Here is a 20,425-nt window from a genome sequence, read left to right as displayed (position 1 = left end):
GTTTTTATGGTGGAAAGGATAACGGATATGATGATAATGATTTTCCTATAAGGAAAATTTGACCGGGGTTTTTCATGTATAAAGGTAAAAGTGATGTTCAAATCATAAAAACAATGTGATATTAAAGTTTTTAGGGGAAATAATCGGGTATAGGTATGAAAGAAAGGACTGATGAATAATGAAGAAACTCTTAAAAAGGGCCGTCATTTTTGCCGCTCCCATCATCTTCAAAGAAGTAAAGAAGCGCTGGAAAAACAAACGAAATCAAAAAGCAATGAAAACAGTAAGATAGATCGGGAAATCATGAAAAAATGAACGATAATTATATGGATCGGGATAAGGGGCGCTGATGAGGCGTCTTTTGTTTTGTCAGCCGAACAAATCCTCTTACTGTGATTCATTCACCTCTACATCTTTCCTTCATATCGTGTTAAAATAGTAAGGTTGATTGAAATGAATGCCAAGTAGCCAAGGCCTAAGCCTTATGATATATTTCTTCTTACATATATTGTGTATGATCAGGAATTTTGCATACAAAGAAAGGTTGACATTCCAATGTAAAAATACAATTTACCCACCTATAAATTATAAATAAATTGATTACTTCAATAACGAAAGGAACATTTTATGACTACATTAAAAGACGAGGTTCAATCCCGACGGACCTTCGCAATCATCTCTCACCCGGATGCCGGGAAAACGACTCTGACAGAAAAATTATTGCTGTTTGGTGGCGCGATTCGTGATGCCGGAACGGTTAAAGCAAGAAAAACAGGGAAGTATGCAACTAGTGACTGGATGGAGATTGAAAAGCAACGGGGAATTTCCGTTACGTCTTCGGTCATGCAATTTGATTATGATGATTTCCGTGTTAATATTCTCGATACACCTGGTCACCAAGACTTCAGTGAGGACACATATCGTACGCTGATGGCTGTTGATAGCGCCGTGATGATCATCGATTCGGCAAAAGGTATCGAGGATCAGACGGTTAAATTATTCAAAGTATGTAAAATGAGGGGTATCCCGATTTTCACTTTTATCAATAAAATGGACCGACAAGGTAAAACGCCGCTCGAATTGCTTGCCGAACTTGAAGAAGTATTAGGTATTGAAACATACCCAATGAACTGGCCAATTGGTATGGGAAAAGACTTCGTGGGCATTTACGATAGGTTCAATAATCGGATTGAACAGTTCAAGACGGAAGGCGATGAGCGTTTCCTTCCTTTGAATGAAGAAGGTGAACTCGAAGCGGAACATAAACTTAAGGATTCCCAGTTGTATGAGCAAACTTTGGAAGAAATCATGTTATTGACGGAAGCGGGCAACCAATTCTCAGAAGAAAACATTGCGAACGGTACACTTAGTCCCGTATTTTTCGGAAGTGCATTAACGACATTCGGTGTTCAAACGTTTTTGGATGCTTATCTGCAATTTGCACCAGCTCCACAAGCCCGGATGACAACATCAGGTGAAAAGAGTCCTGTCAGTAATGATTTTTCTGGCTTCATTTTCAAGATCCAAGCGAATATGAACCCAAAACACCGTGATCGGATTGCTTTCCTTCGCATCTGCTCCGGTAAATTCGAGCGTGGAATGAGCGTTAACTTGAGCAGGACAGGTAAACCAATCAACCTTTCTTCTTCCACTCAATTCATGGCTGATGATCGTAATACTGTAAACGAAGCAGTAAGCGGAGATATCATCGGTTTATATGATACAGGGAACTACCAAATTGGTGACACGATTACGACAAGCAAAGACATGTTTCAGTTTGAAAAGCTGCCTCAGTTCACTCCGGAACTATTCATGAGGGTAACAGCCAAAAACGTCATGAAACAAAAACATTTCCATAAAGGAATTAACCAACTTGTACAAGAAGGGGCAATTCAGCTCTTCAAAACGGTTCGGATGGAAGACTATCTGCTTGGTGCAGTTGGGCAGCTTCAATTTGAAGTATTCGAGCATCGAATGAGGAATGAGTACAATGTTGAAGTCTTGATGGAGCGTATGGGCAGTAAAATCACACGCTGGGCTGAAGATGAAAAGCTTGATGAAAATCTTCATAGCTCAAGAAGCATTCTTGTTAAAGACCGGTTTGATAAATACGCATTCTTATTTGAAAATGAGTTTGCACTTCGTTGGTTCCAGGATAAAAATCCTGACGTTGAATTATATAATCCAATGGATTTGAAATAATGGAGTAGCCCGTGTGATGCACACGGGCTTTTTTCATTATCTGGAGCATTGTTTACATATCGAAAGGTTTTTTTGATAGTACCTTAAACATGTTTCCATAGTTATATTTACCTGTTAATATGTGAAATTACCTATAGAGAAATTTATTGAGGAACTTCATAATCAATAATTAATATATCTCGTGAAAACTGATATTCGATTTGGATAGCGGAGGTTGTTCAGCTTGTAGAATAAGGTCCCTTTTAGGGACTAAATCTGCAAGCTTTTTTTTTGTAATCAAAAATAACAGATTCCAGATAAAACTATTATAAACAATAAGGACTGATGTTATAAATACATAAGTAAGATTTGCATGTATTTTCGATTATAGGTTTCAATTGCCCCGTCTACATCCGCACTGAGGTCTACAATTACTGAACCTTATTTCATAATCATTAACATATCTCTAGTAATTAAATGATCTTTTCTAATGTTTAGGCCATTTTACACAATTGATGACTAAGTCTAAACCTTGAGTACTTTCTTAATACTTTGTTTGATGATTTGAAATCTGTTGAAAATGCGGGTATTTTAATCACTACCCCCTGTTTTAAACATGTCGATTTTAGATAAACGGAAACAGGGAGATAAAAGATGTTAAACAGCTGTATTTTTGAAAATTAAATAATAACTAATTGGAAAGGTTAAATAAGAAAATCGTAGTAACTTTTAGCATTTTAAGAACTGCTGGGATATTCCGCTAAACTTCTTATGAACTGCATAATACTAATAGAAAACTTGTGGCTTTAACCCTAGTGCAGGAGGAGTATTGCAAAATACCCTTATATTGAACTACTGAGGTATGTAGGAGTTAAGATATGAAAGGAGAATAATGATGGTGCGAGTAAGATATTGAATATTTATATCCAAGCCTACGAAGGTATAGTCTGTTTTATTATTTGGAAAATATTTCATTTAAATTGGCATCTTTAAGGATACTCTTGGCAAATGTTTAGATTATATATCTTTTCTCAATGGATATAAATCACTTGGCTTCCTTTTTGGAACTTGATAAAGTACCGAATAATTGTGTGAAGTAAGCGAAATGAATGAACATACTTAACATAAATGTATCTTCCTTAAAGTTTAAAGTTAATAGAGTTTTTAGACCAAAGAGGTGTGTAGAAGTGAAAAAAGGGAAATGGAGTCTACAGTTTACTATTATGATACTGGTGTGTGGGGTAGTAGCCCTCTCATTATTTATTACAGATATTCTTATTAGCCAAACAGTTTCGGATACCATAGAAAAGAGCCAGACTGAAAAAGCAGTAAACGTAGCACGTATGGCAGCACAAACGCCGCTTGTAATCGAAGCGTTAAGTGAAAGTGAGAACAATCAGGAAGTTCAGCAATTTACCAATAGGATAAAAAAATCGACAGATGTAGAATTTGTAGTAATAATCGATAATAATGGAATCCGGAAAACTCACCCCGATCCAAGTAAAATAGGAAAAAAATTTGTTGGAGGGGATGAGAAAGATGTATTAAAAGGTAGAGAGCACATTTCTATTTCCAAAGGAACTTTAGGCAGATCTTTGCGTTCTTTCACCCCTGTTTATGATTCAAAGGATAATCAAATTGGAGCCGTGGTGGTCGGTATTTCTCTTCAAAAAGTTAATGATGCTGTATTAAAAAGCCGTTTAAATATTTATGTAGGAACAGTTTTTGGAATATTAACGGGAATTGCCGGCGCAATACTTTTGGCAAGGTATATTAAGAAAATATTATTTGGGCTGGAACCTTTTGCTATTGCGAAGGTTTTAAAAGAGCGAAATGCCATTTTACAATCAGTTCGGGAGGGAATCATAGCGGTAGATCAGAATTCAACCATTACTCTCGTAAACAAGGCAGCTTTAAAGATATTTAAAAAAGCGGGTATTAATGAAAATCCAACGGGTAAAAAGGTAACTAGTTATATGCCTGACTCAAACCTGGATAGAATCCTAGAGACCGGAAAAGTCGAATTAGATAAAGAGCAGGATTTAAAAGATAGTGTCTTACTAGTGAATAGGGTACCAGTATTTGTGAAGGATGAAATCGTAGGTGCCGTGGCTACATTTCGTGATAAAACAGAAATACATCTCCTGGCGGAACAGCTGACTGGAGTCCGTTTATATGCTGAATCGTTAAGGGCACAGTCGCACGAATTCATGAACAAACTGCATGTAATACTTGGTATGGTGCATATGCATTATTATGATCAGCTTGCAGCATATATTAGTGATCTTGTTGACCACAGAGAAAACGAGATTGGCTTTATTACCAAAACCGTTAAAGATCCCGTACTAGCCGGTTTTTTAATTGGAAAACTAAGTTATGCCAGGGAAGCAGGTGCTAGGCTGGAATTATCCTCTGACTTTCAATTGCCAGAACCAGAAAATGCAGCTATTACTCATGAGTTAATTACGATAATAGGAAATTTGATTGATAATGCTATAGAAGCAGTGGAAAAAAGGCCCGTTAAACGAATTGAATTAAAGTTTGATTATGCAGATGATATTTTAACTATTGAAGTTCATGATACTGGACAGGGAATATCTGATGCCAATATTAATCATATCCTTCTAAAAGGATTTACAACAAAAGGAGAGGACAGGGGGATTGGTTTATATTTGGTTAAGGCAAGCCTGGATAAGCTAGGGGGAGATCTCAATATTAGTTCAAAAGAAGGTCAAGAAACAACGTTTGTGGTTTATATACCATACAAAGCAAGGATGATGCAGGATGATTAAGGTAATGATCGTAGATGATGACCCGATGGTTGCAGAGTTCAATAAGCGCTATTTGAATCAAGTCGATGGTTACGAATTAGCTGCTGTCTGTTCCTCAGTGGATCAAGCTCTGAATGTATTGGAAGATCAAAGTATAGGGTTAGTTCTATTAGACATTTTCATGCCTGGGAAAAATGGACTCGATTTACTCTCACAAATTCGAGAAAATGAAAAAGAGATAGATGTTATTGTCATTTCTGCTGCGTCGGACATTGAGAGGATTCAGAAAGCATTAAGACTAGGTGCTGTTGATTATTTAATTAAGCCGTTTGAATTTGAACGTTTTAACGCGGCCTTATCAGCATATCGGAACAAATCAGATTTTATTCAAGATAAAAATAGGCTAAATCAAGAAGAATTGGATTATCGAATTTTGCATCAAGAAGAAATGCATTTACCAGAGGAATTACCGAAAGGATTGGCTCAAGATACCTTGAAAATTATATGGAATGTGATACTGGTATTTAAAAATGCTCCCTTTTCAACAGAGGAAGTTGTAAATGTGGCGGGTATATCCAGGGTATCAGTAAGGAAATATTTAAAATTCATGAAGGATATCGGTGTCCTTGATGTTAAGGTAATCTATGGAGCGGTTGGCCGACCAGTCTCCCAACACAAATTTAATGATGACAAGAGCCATATTATTCAACGTTATCTGTAAGTAGCCAAATGGCTGCTTACTTTTTTTAATTACATAATACTAAAATTAGTTAAATAAGCTAGTGTCCTCCGTAAATGACTACTAAGATATAGACTGGCGATTGAGTTATTTATAAATTTTTAAGCAGTAATGAGGAAATTTTTCTTTTTTACAGTTTTCTTTTAGTAATTACACTTCCCCAGGGAAGAATATACTCTATTGCTTGGTAATGATCATTTTTAGGAAGAGGGAACGTCTATGACAGCTTATGAAAAGACAATAAGGGGTTTGGAAACAACTTTAAGAGGAAAAGGTGTTCTGTCAAACCCTTTTATAAATAAAGGGGTTGCTTTCACTAAGGAAGAAAGAATGGAACTAGGATTGGTAGGCTTGCTACCATCCCAGGTGCTTACTCTTGAGGAACAAGTAAAAAGAGCTTATGAACAATTCTCCACTCAACCAAGCAATATTCGGAAGAATGGAATGTTATATGATTTATTTAATAGGAATGTGGTGCTGTTTTACCGTCTACTTAAAGACCATCTAAGTGAAATACTGCCGATCATTTACACACCCACTGTAGGAGAGGCTATTCAACAGTATTCCCAAGAATATCAACGTCCAGGAGGTCTATACCTATCTATTGATAATATGGAGGGAATGGATGATGCATTTAAAAACCTGGACCTTTCATCTGATGATATCGATTTAATAGTTGTTACAGATTCTGAAAGTATTCTTGGAATCGGAGATCAGGGTGTTGGTGGAATTAACATAGCCATTGGCAAATTGGCAGTCTACACAGCAGCTGCGGGAATTGATCCAAGCAGGGTGCTACCTATTGTCCTGGATGTTGGGACAGACAATGAAAGCCTGATTAGTGATCCACTGTATATTGGTAACAGGTTTGGCCGGGTTCGCGGTGATGAATACACCGAATTCATTGATTTATTTGTTAAAAAGTCTCAAGCCTTCTTCCCAAAGGGATTACTTCACTGGGAAGACTTTGGAAATATAAATGCACGAAATATAATAGATAATTATGGCGACAAAATGCTCACTTTTAATGATGATATACAAGGTACAGGTGCAGTAACACTAGCCGCCGTAATGTCTGCCTTACAAGTAACTGGTGTTCCTTTAAAGGAACAAAGGGTTGTTGTTTTTGGTCCAGGTGCAGCAGGAATCGGTAATGCTGATCAAATGGTTGAAGCCATGATCCTAGATGGCGTTTCCAGAGAAGAGGCATATGGTCACTTTTGGGCAGTCGATTATCGTGGATTGTTGATAGATGACATTCCAGATGTTTTGAAATTCCAAAAGTCGTATTGCCGGAAAGCTGAAGAAGTCGAGGAATGGGATCGGAATGAAGTCGGAATTATTCCATTATTAGAGGTAATAAAAAAGGTTAAACCAACCATCTTAATCGGCACTTCTGGTCAAACAGGGGCTTTCTCAGAAGAAGTTGTAAAAGAAATGGCAAAGCACGTGGAACATCCTATTATTATGCCGATGTCAAATCCGACTCCCTTAGCGGAAGCTGTTCCTGAAGACCTTATAAAGTGGACTCAAGGTAAAGCCTTAATAGCGACAGGAAGCCCGTTTGATGATGTTGACTATAATGATGTGATTTATACAATCGGACAATCTAATAATGCATATATTTTCCCAGGACTTGGACTTGGCGCAATTGTCGCAGAAGCAACAAAAATCTCTAATGGCATGCTTGCAGCAGCCTCATCTGCTGTTTCAAGATTATCGGATAGCAGTAAGCATGGTGCTTCTTTACTCCCTTCAATCAAACAATTGCAGGAGGTTTCTAAATCTGTAGCCATTGAAGTGGCAAAGACAGCCATTGAAGAAGGAATTGCGAAAGCGGATATAACAGATATTGAAAAAGCAATAACAGAATCTATGTGGAAGCCGGAGTACAAAACTATTCATGGGAAATAAAGTCAGCCTATTTTGTTGTCTCAAAAGAAAGGGGATCCGTTTTAGGAGAATCTCCGTATAAGTCAGCCTTAGTAGAATCTTTTAAATTGGACAATTTTTTGGAAAGAGAAGTGCATCTCGAGTGAATATTGGGAATATATTTTTAACATTAATACCAATCTTTTTTACAATTATTATTGGTTATTTGGGTGGCTATTTTAAAATTTTTAATTCAGAATCCTCCAAAGGGCTGAATACGCTAGTTACAAAATTTGCTTTACCTGCACACTTATTCATTGGGATCACAACAACCTCAAAACAAACCTTAATTAATCAATGGTCATTTTTCTTAACTATGACCATAGGTGTTATTGGCTTTTACATTATCCTGTTAATAGTGGCTCGTTTGGTGTTTAAATACGATTTAACTGCAGCATCTATGTTTTCATTAAACGCAACTCAGCCAGCCTTTGCTTTTATGGGGATTTCTGTATTAGGCAGTTTGTTTGGGGCGCAAGAGATAGCTATACCTATTGCGATTACGGGTATTGTGGTGAATGCCCTTCTGGATCCGTTAGCAACAATAGTTGGTACGGTCGGACAATCCAGATTGGGTAAATCTAAAGATGAAAAAACAAACATTCTGGGTATCGTTTTGCATGGTCTTAGCGAACCGCTTGCATGTATTCCCTTACTTGCTGTTGTATTGACACTATTAGGGTTCCAGGCACCGGATATCATAAAAAATGCGCTCGATCAAATTGGGTCAGTGACATCTGGTGTTGCCTTATTTGCTGTAGGTGTAACCGTGGGCATCCGTAAGATTAGCTTACGACCAATTGCTTTTGGTATTTCCATTTTAAAAGTTGTAGCTATTCCATTATTTATGATTCTGGTTGCTCATCTAATTGGCCTTGATCATGCAGATACAATTAAAGCTATTTTGCTAGTATCATTTCCAGGATCTGCTGTAGCAGCCATGATTTCAACTAGATTTGATTCGTTATCAACTGAAACAGCATCTTCATTTGTAATTAGTACCATTCTATCTTTAATTACATTACCTATCTATATATCCTTGTTAATGTAGCCTTCTAAGTATCCATCCATCTTGGATGGATACTTTTCAACGGAAGTTTGTGAAACACTTAACAAACTTATTGTATAACCTTTTTTGAAAAGAGGAGATGTTGGCTATTTTTATTTAAGGCTATGTTAAAGGTAAATTAATAAAATAGATAGATGGTTTAAAAGATTTGGATGGCGTTTGAATAAAGGTGTAAGCCCAGGAAAATGCGTCGCAAATAGTATCAATTGCAAAAATCGCTATTAATCAAAATAGGATCCATTGGATTATATAATTTCAACGTCAGAATTTTTATCTTGGAACTAACGAAGTGCAAACTCATTTTAAAATAAGAATGTGTATTTATCAAACCGTTCCTTAACTAGAATGCTTCTTGAGCTATGAAGATTCTCATCCAGCTTATCATCTTCAGCCCAACGTGTGATTTTACTGCTCAAACGCTCCATCAAGACTTCAACATTGTACTCATTCCTCATTCGATGCTCGAATACTTCAAATTGCACAACTGCACCAAGCAGGTATTCTAGATTTAGAATTTAAATTTTTAAATAATGAAGAAGTCCGTGTGATGTACACGGTTTTTTTTCATTATCTGGATCTTTTTAAATATTCAAACTTTCTGTTCGTACATAATACAATATACTATTACTTCAATTGTCTAACATTATGACCTTCCTGTATGTTGGCACTCGTAACGTACTTTCGGAAATGTGGGGTAATTTCCTCGATTGATATAGTTCTTTCGGCCTGATAGAATGCATGCTAGTGAAAAATGGATGGATAGAAACACAACATAACCCTCCAATTGTCATGACAATAAAGGGGGTTTTTCTCGTTCCATAGGGAGATACAACCAAGATTATTACCCCAATTTACAGCATTAACATGTATCCTCTATTATTTAACAGAAGATACTAAATCTTCTAAAAAATAAGGAGGAACGGAAAAATGAAATTTTCTAAAGGGAAACATGTTTTATCAGGCACCCTTGCTGCCGGGCTTCTTCTATCTACAACCTTTTCGATTCATCCATTGGCGGAGAAACCAGAAGTGACGGTTACCCATAAAAATGTTGAAGACATTTTATCGAACTTATCCAAGGAACAACGACAAGCAATTCAGAAGCTAAACGCTGGTCCTAACTTCACCATTTCTCCAGATATAAAAACAAATAGCCCGGAGCTGGTTTCCGTAATTGTTGAGTTCGAACAAGCTCCTGCACAGGTCACCGTCAAAAAACAAGCGGTGCTTGGGAAAAAAATGACGATTGCTTCCGCAAAAAATAACGTAGACCAGTCACATCAAGAATTTAATAGTTATATTAAATCTTTGAAAAAGAAAAAAGATTTTTCCAAGTATGATTCCAGTAAATTAACGATAAACAGAGAATATAAACATGCATTTAACGGCGTTTCCATGACGTTGCCTGGAGTTGCGGTAAAAGATTTACTTCAATCAGGGGCAGTTAAACGAATCTGGAATAATGCAAAAATCCAATTGGAGCTTCCGGTTCAAGAAAAAGGGATCACTCCAAAAATGGCTGATAGCATTCCTCAAATTGGAGTAGATAAACTTCATGAAGAAAATATAAAAGGAAAAGGGATCAAAGTTGGTGTCCTTGATACTGGCATCGATTACAATCACCCCGATTTAACCAATGCATATAAAGGATACAGAAGTAAAAAAGGCGAGAATCCTAAGGACATTGAGCCTTCTTCGGTTAAGGGCTGGGATTTCGTCGATAATGATGCTGACCCGATGGAGACAACCTATGAAAACTGGAAATCATCCGGTCAACCGGAATTCACCAGCAGTGGTTCTGCTTACTATACAGCTCATGGTACACACGTTTCAGGAACGATCGCCGCAACAAAAACAAATGAAGTGGATTATGCAGTGAAAGGTGTTGCTCCTGAAGCTGACCTCTATACATACCGTGTGTTAGGACCGTATGGTTCCGGTTCCAATGAAGGTGTAATAGCAGGAATTGATAAAGCAGTCAGTGATGGTATGGATATCATGAATTTATCACTTGGATCATCTGTCAATGATCCGCTTGATCCTACTTCTGTAGCGATCAACAATGCAATGCTTTCTGGAGTTGTCTCCGTTGTTGCTGCCGGTAATGCGGGGCCAGGTGCGAAAACTTTAGGATCTCCTGGAACAGCTGCCCTTGGCATTTCAGTTGGGGCAAGTGATTCTGCCATGAAGATCCCTACCATAACTGCTGAGGCTGGAAAGAATACATTTGAAAACATGAAACTTTTAGGTAAAAACTTTTCGGATCGGATTGAAGAATTAACTGGTCAATCGCTTTCGGTCGTTTATACCGGCATTGGACAGGAAAGCGACTTTAAAGGGAAAGATGTTCGAGATAAAATCGCTCTTATTGAGCGGGGAACGCTTACGTTTGATGTGAAAATAAAGAATGCAAAGGCCGCTGGGGCAAAAGCAGTTATCATCTATAACAATGTGGATGGCGAAATCACCTCATATGTTGGGGAAGGAACTGATTTTATCCCTACTTTCCGATTAACCAAAGAAGATGGGGAAAAATTAAAAGCTGTTGAAAATGGATCCCTTACATTTAAAGATACAGGGAATACGAAAACAGTCGGAGATAATTTGGCAGACTTCAGTTCCAGAGGTCCAGTTAATGGAAATTATGATATTAAGCCAGATTTAGTTGCGCCGGGCGTAGCCATTTTCTCCACAGAGCCGGAATATATCAATAGTCCAGATGATGGAATTGATTACACAACATCTTACGGACGTATGCAAGGCACTTCAATGGCTACACCGCATGTTACGGGTGTTGCTGCTTTAATATTACAAGAACACGGGGATTATGACCCATTTGATGTGAAAGAAGCACTCATGAATACATCCGTTGATTTACAAAAAGATCATTCGGTGAATGAAGTAGGGGCAGGCCGTATCGATGCCTATGATGCCGTGCATGTGGATACTTCGATAAAAGTATTAGATAAAACCGAAATTGTCGAAGGTGATAAAACGACAGAAATTAACGAGGAAACGGGCTCACTTGCATTTGGCCGGGAATATATAAGAGACAATGATGAAGCGATTGAACTCACGAAAAAAGTGGAAATTGAAAATAAGGGAAAAAAGAAGAAATATACCATTGATGTTGAATACCATAAAAATATAAAAGGTGTACAAGATGCCAATGCAAATGGCGTAAAGGTAAAAGTGAAGAAGTCGGTTACTGTGGCCAAAGGTAAGTCCAAAATAATCGAACCAACCATCAGCGTTCCTGCAACAGCAAAAGAAGGGGCATATGAAGGATACCTTCACATCACAAATTCTGAAAATGATGAAGAAACGTATCAAATTCCATTTTCAATCACCGTAACGGATAAAGGGATTGATTATGTTGAAACGGACAGTCCATCAATTGCTAATGATTTTCCGTTTTGGCAATACTATAATCCATTTATGAACGCAATGTTTCAGTTGAAAAGCCCAATGGAAACAGTGGATGTTATCCTAAAAGATACGAATTCCGGTAAGCCATTAGGATTCGTAGGGAGCCTCAATGCTTCTAGGTTCGAACCAGATAGACCATATTATATTCTTTTTGCGTTTACTGGTCATGTCTATCCATTTACAAACGATCCAGAGCATCCGATTTCCGATACGTATAAGAAACTCCCAGAAGGGGACTACACTCTAGCGTTCATAGGAAGTGATGAGTCGGGAAAAACCTACTCAGCTGGCACGGCCGCAATAGTCGATAACACCCCTCCAGACGTAAAATGGGACAAAGAACCAGGCGTATATGAAATAAATGACTCGATGTTTACAGAAGAAGATGGTCAGAAGGCTTTCTATGTACACGGAAATGTCAATGATGCGACAGTAAAAGTACTTCAAGAGAAAGGTTTGGACTATGACCAAACTTCCAATACTATGTTTTACGATACGAGCAAATACGCATATTTTGGCAGGGAATTCCCAATCGATCCTGATGGAAATACGAAATTCGGAATCGAAGAAAGTGATATTGCAAATGATGCACTTTATCTAAAGTTGGCAACTACAGATATGGCAACAGCAATGAATCCTCAAGATTATGTGTTCTTAAAAGAAGGGACTGAATATGTCACATCGAACTATGATAAAGAAGTGCTGAAAAAGGATGATACCTTTACCATGACTTTATCAGTCAATAATGTAAAACAGTTCCTTTCAGGAGAATATACGATCAAGTATGAAGGTGACCTTTATCAATTTAAAAATGCGAAACTTTCTAGTGAAATAAAAAAATATGCAAAAGAAAAAGGGTTGGATGTTTCTTTAACCAAACCTGTCGTTAATGATGATAATCAATCTAAAGAAGTCAAGGTTGGCGCTGAATTGACAGGAAAGGCATTTAAAGGTTTAAACGGAGATATGCCTCTACTGGATGTATCCTTTAAACTTGTCGACGATACCTTTTATCATTTATATGCGGGAATGGATGTAGGAGAAGCTTCTTATATAAAACAAGGGGGCAATACTGCAACCGATCTTCCATATTACAGTGTTGACCGATATAAAATCATTTCTAAGCACTCAACTTTGAACGGATCGATTTCTCCAGAAGCGTTTTTAAGTGAGGAGGGTTATATAAAGCCAGGAAATATCACCAAAATAGGTGTGAAGGTTTATGCACAATCAAAAGCAGGGAAAAAATATCCTGGAACACTTGATGATTGGGGACAATATATAGTCAAAGGGATTCCTGCATCAAACCAAGAATATACGCTTGTCGTTGAAACGCCATCACATCTTAAGAGCTATACAAACTTCGTTCCAGGTAAAGAAAAAGATGGCACACTTCTAGGACAGAATATTAGAATCAGGCCAAATATGAATCTAGCAGGAGATATCAATAAAGATAAAGTCATCGACATTAAAGATATTCAGGAAGTCGTTGATGCATATGGTATTAAAGATAACTCCTTAGTGAAAGAAGATATTAATCAAGACGGTATCGTTGATGAATTGGACGTCCGCTATGTCGAGAAAAACTTCTTGACGAAAGGGTCGGATGCACCAAGTAATAAAGTGCCGAAAGAAAAAATCGGCAATAAAGGTTTGGAATACTTTTTACGTCTCATAGGACTAGAAACGAATCAATAGCATTTGCCCCAGGAAAGAAATTTTCCTGGGGCTTTTACTTTTTTTGCTATAATGGGAGGAAAAAGTTACATGGGGGAATTTTTGGTGGAGGGTAAAATCATTAAGTTTTATCGGGAAAAAGCTCAAATGACACAAAAGGAGCTTGTACAAGGAATTTGTTCCATTACACATTTAAGCAAGATTGAACGTGGAATTACCGAGTATTCCAAAGAGATGATAACCCTGTTATCCGAGAGGCTGCAAATTGATATAACAGAAGAAGTGAGAAAATACCATTTGTTGAGCGGAAAGCTTGATGAGTGGCAGAATGCTTTGATTTCACAACAGACGGAAGACACCGCTAGATTAAAAAAAGAAATAGAAGATGAGCCGCTTAGAGAGCTTCCTGATTTTCATGCTTCCTATAATTTAATTCTATCAAGGTATCATCTATTCATGAACCTTCCGGAGAAAGCGTTTGAAACGATACAAATCATCCAAGGGAAAGAGTCACAGCTCTCATCATACGAACGCAATTATTTAAAACATATTATGGGCATCTATTATTTTCTGACTGGACAATTCAAGGATTGCATCAACATCCTTACGAGCATTGATCATACCGGATACCATCACAATGAGTATTATTATCATCTTGCACTGGCACACCATTCAACACATTCCAATATTGCATCCTACTATTACGCTGAAAAAGCGCTAGCCTATTTTCGGAAAACATTGAATGTACTAAGAATCATCGATACCGAAACAATGATGCTTGTTCAGTTGAACTCAAGGGAACTTCACGACTTTGATGATACCAAGAAAAAATACGATTCCTTAATAAAAATGTGTGATACGTGCCAGGCGTATGATCGTAAATCCAAACTCCTTAACAATCTTGCTTTCGAATGTTATAGAAGGAAAAGGTTTGATGATGCACGAAAATTATACGAAAGGGCGCTTCAACTCGTTGATGAAGATAATCCTTTTTACACGATGTTTTTGGATGGATACATCAACAACGCGATAAAAGGAAAGTTATTGAATAATACAGAGCTCACGGACCTAGCTAAAAAAGGATTGAGACTTGCCCAAAAACATAATGGCATGCCACCCTTTTATTTTCAATTGCATCTATATGCAATCCAGGAAGAGGAAGAAAAATTCTACCGTTTAATAGAAGAAGAAGCTCTGCCCTATTTCCGGAAAACAGGCTACATAGTCCTGATCGATCATTATGAGAAAAAGCTGTTTCATTATTTAGTAAAGATCAATGAGACAACCAAGGCATTGCAATTAGCCCAAATAATCATCGAATCACATAAAAGTCATTATGATGGAATGAATTGAACATATATCATGGAAGGAGTGTGGTAAAGGTATATATCATTGGTAAATTTAAAAACTACTAAATTAATCCTTTGACAATCTCCCGAAACTCCTTTATATTTAGCTAGTACTTTAGTACTTAAAAGCGTTTCAGTAATTATGAGGAGTGAAAAGGTCCGATCCTTACCTCAGAGAATACACAACATGAAAGCGGGGAAATACATCATGCGTCTTGAAGATGCAAAGCTAAAACTCTCCTTACCTGAAGCAATCGGAGTTTTGGCAGTTCTTTTCTTAATCATTGCAACTGGTATCATACATTATGGACTAGCCCCCCATATTCCAATAATAGCGGCCATCCTATTTCTATTTGTTTATGGAAAGATCAAGAAGCTGCCATTTTCGATTATGGAGGCTGCTATCGTCAAAGGTGCAGTTTCTGGTATGGGAGCCATCTATATTTTCTTTTTCATTGGAATGCTAATTTCGATCTGGATGGCAAGCGGGACGATCCCTACCATCATGTACTATGGGTTTGACTGGATTTCTGGTGAGTATTTCTATGCGGTCACATTTCTGGTGTGTTCGCTAATTGGGCTCTGTATCGGGAGTTCACTTACAACATCAGCCACGATTGGAGTTGCTTTCATAGGTATGGCGGCGGCGATGGATTTATCGTTGGCGATTACAGCTGGTGCAATCATTTCCGGTGCATTTCTTGGGGATAAAATGTCTCCATTATCCGACTCGACCAACCTTGCTTCGGGAACGGTTGGAGTACCATTATTTGAACATATTAATAATATGCAGTGGACAACGATTCCAGGTTTTTTAATATCTCTTATCATCTTTTACTTCCTTTCACCGAATGTCAAACTGGCTCGTGTTGAGGAGGTTGAAGCCATGACCAAAGCCTTGGAAATGGAAACGAACATTAGCATATGGAGTTTGATTCCGTTTGTCATCGTTCTAGTCATGGCTTTGAAAAAGGTGTCGGCGATTCCGACATTGTCAGCAGGAATCGTTTCGGCGGCTGTCATTGCTTTCATACAAACGCCAAGTGTGACGGTTGCAAAACTAGCAGATATTTTATACGGCGGCTTTGTACTGAAGAGTGGGATGGATCAACTTGACTCAATCCTATCGCGGGGCGGCATTGAAAGTATGATGTTCTCCGTTTCGATGGTGTTGTTGGCATTGGCGATGGGCGGACTATTGTTTGAATTGGGAGTCATCCCATCTATTTTAAATGCGGTCCAGAATTCATTGACGAGTGTAGCGAAAGTGATTTCAGCTACCGTATTTGCAGGAATCAGCGTGAATTTCCTAGTGGGGGAACAGTATTTGTCAGTTATACTGCCAGGGAAAGCTTTTCAGCAGAAATATGATGATTTAGGCTTGAAGCCAAAAACGCTTGGGAGGGTACTTGAAGATGCGGGAACGGTTGTGAATCCTCTGGTTCCTTGGGGTGTCTGCGGTGTATTCCTGACACAGGTATTGGGTGTTTCAACCCTTGAATATGCCCCATTTGCATTCTTTTGCTTACTTTGTCCTTTGCTCAGTTTGATTTCGGGCTTTACGAAAATAGGTATCCATTATAAATGAAAAAACAGGCGGTCGTTTCGACTGCCTGTTTTTTCATTTATATGAACTTCCATAACTTTGAGAGAAGGGAAAAACCCCCTGACATGAACGGCAATGTCAGGGGGAAGAAGTTGATCGTCTATTTTGAAGAAGCAATCTCATCTTTTGGGATGGACAAGACCTTTTCTTTCTTTTCCAGTAAATTCATTCGCATTACGACATTCTGGAATATACCCATTGAAAGCATGAGCAATAGTAAGGAAGATCCTCCATAGCTGATGAACGGAAGAGTGATTCCAGTAATGGGAATGAGTCCCGTCGCACCGCCGATGTTGATGCCAACTTGAATGCCGATCATGGATGAGATTCCGATCAATAATAAGCTTCCAAATGGATCTTTACATTTTGCGGAGAGTATAAAACCCCTAAGGACGATAAATCCAAGTGTCAATAGAACGAAACCTACACCGAATATTCCAAGTTCTTCAGCAATGACGGAAATGATGAAATCCGTATGTGATTCAGGCAGGTACCCGTATTTTTGTACACTGTCACCAAGTCCCACGCCTGAAAGGCCTCCTGATCCTATCGCATACAAGGAATTCACGAGCTGATACCCATCTCCTCCCTCTTGACCAAAAGGATCTGCAAACCCGGTAAAACGAGACACTTTATTTTCAGATAAAACGGATGACAAATTTCCTGTCACGATTACTCCCAATGCAAATATTGTAACGAATATCGCAATAATCAAAGAGAGTTTGAAAATACTCTTAAAAGACATTCCGGATGAAAAGATCATCGTACTGGAAATTAGGAAAATGACGGCTGCCGTTCCATAGTCAGGTTGAATCCCGATTAAAAAACAAATAAATACGAGAAAGAAAATCGGGGGGATGACGGCTTTATCAATGCTATTGATCCGATCCTGCCTTTTTCCGTAAATGGCTGCCAGATAAATGATCATGGCTAACTTGGAAAATTCCGCGGGTTGGATCGATTTTGTCCCTAACTTGAACCAACTTGTGGCATTTCCTGCTGTATGGCCGAAAATGAATAGCAACAAAAGGATACCGGCCATTCCAAACATCATAGACATCAAGAAAATTTTGTTTTTGTACATCTTATAAGGAAGAATCATCGTCACGATCATTGCTAGGAATGAGATGATAAAAGCCGTTTTTTGCTTTTCGAAGAAGAAATCCATGGGCTGGCTGTACCGAGCAACAGCCGTAATCATGCTTGCACTATAAATCATGACTAAACCAAACAAACAGAGTAATACGACAGCGATGAAAATAGGGAAGTCGTATGCTTTAATTATTCTTTTCACTTGTGCGCTCACCTCAAATATGTATGCGCGAAAAATTCGCCTTCTTATATAGTAACGGAAAATCAGTTATATAGATAATAATTTTTATTCGATACCATGAATTTATCCTCCAGGAACCAATAGTAAACATTAAATCCGATAAACTTGAGGGCAATTCCTTTTTTCTTTTAGGCGCATTCAATTTCCTATTCATTACCTTCGATAGCAAACATGAATATTCCTTTTAATAATAAAAATTTTACTATATATTCCATTTTGGCAGTGCTATAAAGATTACTATTTAAGGTTATTGCAGACAGGGATGGAGTTCAGGGGTCTCACCAATTGAGTTGTAAAACGGGATGTGATGTCGCGGATACTGTATATGAATTTGTTTAAAACGAGTAACTCATCTTAAGAGGTATACTTATTTTAGATCCGGTTATGTGGCAGGGAATGGCGGACAGGGATTTTATGAAGAGAGGGAAACGGTTGTGAACCTGGTTCCAATCTATTATATTATACAGGCTGGCTGCGACTCTGGCATTATATAAAGAGAGTTCAGGTGAAAACGTAGTTACAGGTAATGAAGCTTATGAACGCTTCTTTGATGAATTGTTTAAGAAAGTACCTAGGCCACTCAGTAGCTGCATTTCAGGGAAGGTGTTCCTTTCTTTGGTCGATCTTAAGTATAAAAATGATAGGGAGTACCAATAAAAATAAAAAGCAAGGGGAGTAGTTATGGAAGAAATAAATGACAAGTTGGAAGTGTTTTCTCCGGCAACAGGAGAGAAGATTGCGGAAATCGCCCCAACGCCATTGAAGTCAATTCCTCATATATATAAGAATTCCAGACATGCGTTTAAAACGTGGTCGAATCTTCCCATCAATGAAAGGCTGCACTATTTAAAACGCCTTCGTGCATTGATGGTTGAAAAAATGGATGAAATAGCTGAAGTCATTTCAAAAGATACAGGAAAAGTTAAAATCGAAGCGCTAGTTGCTGATATCATGCCGACTATTGATGCGATCAAGCATATAGAGAAACATGCAGTGAAAGCTCTTTCCGGAAAAAAAGTCACCACCCCACTCATGTTAATTGGCAAAAAATCATATGTCCATTACATGCCACGTGGAACGGTTCTCGTCATTTCACCATGGAATTATCCTTTCCAATTGGCGATGGTGCCCATTCTTAATGCTCTAGCAGCAGGAAATACAGTCATCGCCAAGCCATCTGAGGTGACTCCTTTGGTTGGGGTGTGCATGGAAAATCTGTTTATTGAAGCTGGTTTTCCTGAGGGAACTATACAGTTTGCCCATGGGGGGAAAGAATTGGGTGCAGCGTTAACTGAACAAAAACCAGACTATATATTTTTTACTGGTTCTGTAAGGACCGGAAAAATGATAGGGGAAGTTGCAGCAAAACAGCTAATCCCCACAACCCTGGAGCTTGGCGGGAAGGATCCTATGATCGTGCTGCGTGATGCTAACCTGGAGCGGGCTGTGAACGGGGCACTCTGGGGAGCTTTTACAAACAGCGGCCAGGTTTGTATGAGTGTTGAAAGGGTTTATGTGGAGCGTCCGGTTTATAAGGAATTCCTGGCGTTGCTTAAAGAAAAAACGATGTCCATGAGGCAGGGGATACAATTAAAGGATGATATCGGTTCAATGACTTTTCCTGCTCAAGTTGATATCGTGGCTGGACACCTGGAGGATGCATTGAATAAGGGGGCCATACTTGAGGCGGGAACTTCGCCGAAAGAGTGGAAAATGGGGCAGACCCATTTCATTCCGCCGACGATTCTGTCCAATGTCGATCATTCCATGAAAATCATGAAAGAAGAAACGTTCGGTCCCGTGTTGCCTGTTTTGCCTTTCGATACGGAGGAAGAAGTGGTCGCTCTAGCCAATGAGAGTGAATATGGACTCAATTCGAGCGTATGGACGATGGATGAGGAAAAAGCAATGCGGATTGCGTCACAGTTAATAGCAGGAGCGGTGACGATCAATGATGTGCTGGTTACGGTGGCTAATCATCATTTACCATTTGGCGGTGCAAAACAAAGTGGCATTGGCCGTTATCATGGCGAACAGGGATTGAAGATTTTTTGCCATGAAAAAGCGATCATGATCGACAAAGGTAAAAAGATTACAGAAATACAATGGTATCCGTATGAGGGGAAATACACGAGGTTTTTATCGTTGTTCCAGCACTACTTTTCTGCAAAAACAAACTGGGTAAAATTCGGGAATGAATATTTGCGATTGATTAAAATATCCAAAGGGAAACGAAAATGATGGTTTCTTATAAAAAAGATTGTTATTTTCATAATGACCACGTATACTATTAATATACTTAATAACTGATTTTCCTTTATCAAAGGGGAGTAGCGTTA

General features: G+C 38.4%; 11 protein-coding genes and 1 pseudogene. 10 read left to right on the top strand and 2 right to left on the bottom strand.

All coding sequences use genetic code 11. From position 1 onward, the window contains the following. Positions 1-171 precede the first annotated feature (171 nt). From ACQKMH_RS13025 to ACQKMH_RS13000, 6 genes are all read left to right on the top strand, one after another. Positions 172-315: a hypothetical protein gene (locus ACQKMH_RS13025; protein WP_427587887.1), complete on the top strand. Its 144-nt coding sequence runs from the start codon at positions 172-174 to the stop codon at positions 313-315. A gap of 312 nt (positions 316-627) precedes the next feature. Beyond that, the gene (locus ACQKMH_RS13020; protein ID WP_427587886.1) at positions 628-2,202 is read left to right on the top strand and encodes a peptide chain release factor 3; all 1,575 of its coding nucleotides are present in this window, start codon (positions 628-630) and stop codon (positions 2,200-2,202) included. A gap of 1,166 nt (positions 2,203-3,368) precedes the next feature. Continuing rightward, positions 3,369-4,973: a DcuS/MalK family sensor histidine kinase gene (gene dcuS, locus ACQKMH_RS13015; protein WP_427587884.1), complete on the top strand. Its 1,605-nt coding sequence runs from the start codon at positions 3,369-3,371 to the stop codon at positions 4,971-4,973. Next, a complete protein-coding gene (locus tag ACQKMH_RS13010) occupies positions 4,966-5,673 on the top strand; it encodes a response regulator (protein WP_427587883.1) in 708 nt (235 codons plus the stop codon). Before dcuS ends, ACQKMH_RS13010 begins: the two co-directional genes overlap by 8 nt. 237 nt (positions 5,674-5,910) lie before the next feature. Next, on the top strand, positions 5,911-7,605 hold the full coding sequence (locus ACQKMH_RS13005) for an NAD-dependent malic enzyme (RefSeq protein WP_427587882.1): 1,695 nt from the start codon (positions 5,911-5,913) through the stop codon (positions 7,603-7,605). A gap of 121 nt (positions 7,606-7,726) precedes the next feature. After that, positions 7,727-8,674: an AEC family transporter gene (locus ACQKMH_RS13000; protein ID WP_427587881.1), complete on the top strand. Its 948-nt coding sequence runs from the start codon at positions 7,727-7,729 to the stop codon at positions 8,672-8,674. A gap of 299 nt (positions 8,675-8,973) precedes the next feature. Here the strand turns inward: ACQKMH_RS13000 and ACQKMH_RS12995 are convergent. Beyond that, positions 8,974-9,195: pseudogene (locus ACQKMH_RS12995) on the bottom strand (peptide chain release factor 3); the annotation flags it as partial. A gap of 424 nt (positions 9,196-9,619) precedes the next feature. Between ACQKMH_RS12995 and ACQKMH_RS12990 the strand changes: the two are divergent. The 3 genes from ACQKMH_RS12990 to nhaC all read left to right on the top strand — a co-directional run bounded on the left by ACQKMH_RS12990 (position 9,620) and on the right by nhaC (position 16,735). Continuing rightward, a complete protein-coding gene (locus ACQKMH_RS12990; RefSeq protein ID WP_427587879.1) occupies positions 9,620-13,819 on the top strand; it encodes a S8 family serine peptidase in 4,200 nt (1,399 codons plus the stop codon). Positions 13,820-13,888: 69 nt separating this feature from the next. Further along, positions 13,889-15,151 (top strand): helix-turn-helix domain-containing protein, encoded by a 1,263-nt coding sequence (locus ACQKMH_RS12985; protein WP_427587877.1) that lies wholly within the window; start codon positions 13,889-13,891, stop codon positions 15,149-15,151. Between the two features lie 204 nt (positions 15,152-15,355). Then, entirely contained in the window at positions 15,356-16,735 is a 1,380-nt protein-coding gene (nhaC, locus tag ACQKMH_RS12980) for a Na+/H+ antiporter NhaC (protein WP_427587876.1), read from the top strand. A gap of 118 nt (positions 16,736-16,853) precedes the next feature. On the opposite strand, the gene ACQKMH_RS12975 is transcribed toward nhaC, so the two are convergent. Further along, positions 16,854-18,047 carry an FtsW/RodA/SpoVE family cell cycle protein gene (locus ACQKMH_RS12975; RefSeq protein WP_427587874.1) on the bottom strand — a complete coding sequence of 398 codons (1,194 nt, stop codon included), beginning with the start codon at positions 18,045-18,047 and terminating at the stop codon, positions 16,854-16,856. Between the two features lie 720 nt (positions 18,048-18,767). Between ACQKMH_RS12975 and ACQKMH_RS12970 the strand changes: the two genes are divergently transcribed. Beyond that, complete coding sequence (locus tag ACQKMH_RS12970; RefSeq protein ID WP_427587872.1) at positions 18,768-20,327, top strand: aldehyde dehydrogenase family protein; 1,560 nt, start codon at positions 18,768-18,770, stop codon at positions 20,325-20,327. The last annotated feature ends 98 nt before the right edge of the window (positions 20,328-20,425 follow it).

It is taken from the genome of Peribacillus sp. NPDC097895, from assembly GCF_050277555.1.
GTDB lineage: Bacteria > Bacillota > Bacilli > Bacillales > DSM-1321 > Peribacillus.
Note: the sequence above shows the minus strand (reverse complement) of the source record. Positions and strands in the feature narration are given on the sequence as shown.

What these genes read in the sequence shown, in the direction of transcription:
- ACQKMH_RS13025 (WP_427587887.1), top strand. Translation starts at nt 172, where the DNA reads ATGAATAATGAAGAAACTCTTAAAAAGGGCCGTCATTTTTGCCGCTCC.
- ACQKMH_RS13020 (WP_427587886.1), top strand. Translation starts at nt 628, where the DNA reads ATGACTACATTAAAAGACGAGGTTCAATCCCGACGGACCTTCGCAATC.
- ACQKMH_RS13010 (WP_427587883.1), top strand. Translation starts at nt 4,966, where the DNA reads ATGATTAAGGTAATGATCGTAGATGATGACCCGATGGTTGCAGAGTTC.
- ACQKMH_RS13005 (WP_427587882.1), top strand. Translation starts at nt 5,911, where the DNA reads ATGACAGCTTATGAAAAGACAATAAGGGGTTTGGAAACAACTTTAAGA.
- ACQKMH_RS12990 (WP_427587879.1), top strand. Translation starts at nt 9,620, where the DNA reads ATGAAATTTTCTAAAGGGAAACATGTTTTATCAGGCACCCTTGCTGCC.
- ACQKMH_RS12985 (WP_427587877.1), top strand. Translation starts at nt 13,889, where the DNA reads ATGGGGGAATTTTTGGTGGAGGGTAAAATCATTAAGTTTTATCGGGAA.
- nhaC (WP_427587876.1), top strand. Translation starts at nt 15,356, where the DNA reads ATGCGTCTTGAAGATGCAAAGCTAAAACTCTCCTTACCTGAAGCAATC.
- ACQKMH_RS12970 (WP_427587872.1), top strand. Translation starts at nt 18,768, where the DNA reads ATGGAAGAAATAAATGACAAGTTGGAAGTGTTTTCTCCGGCAACAGGA.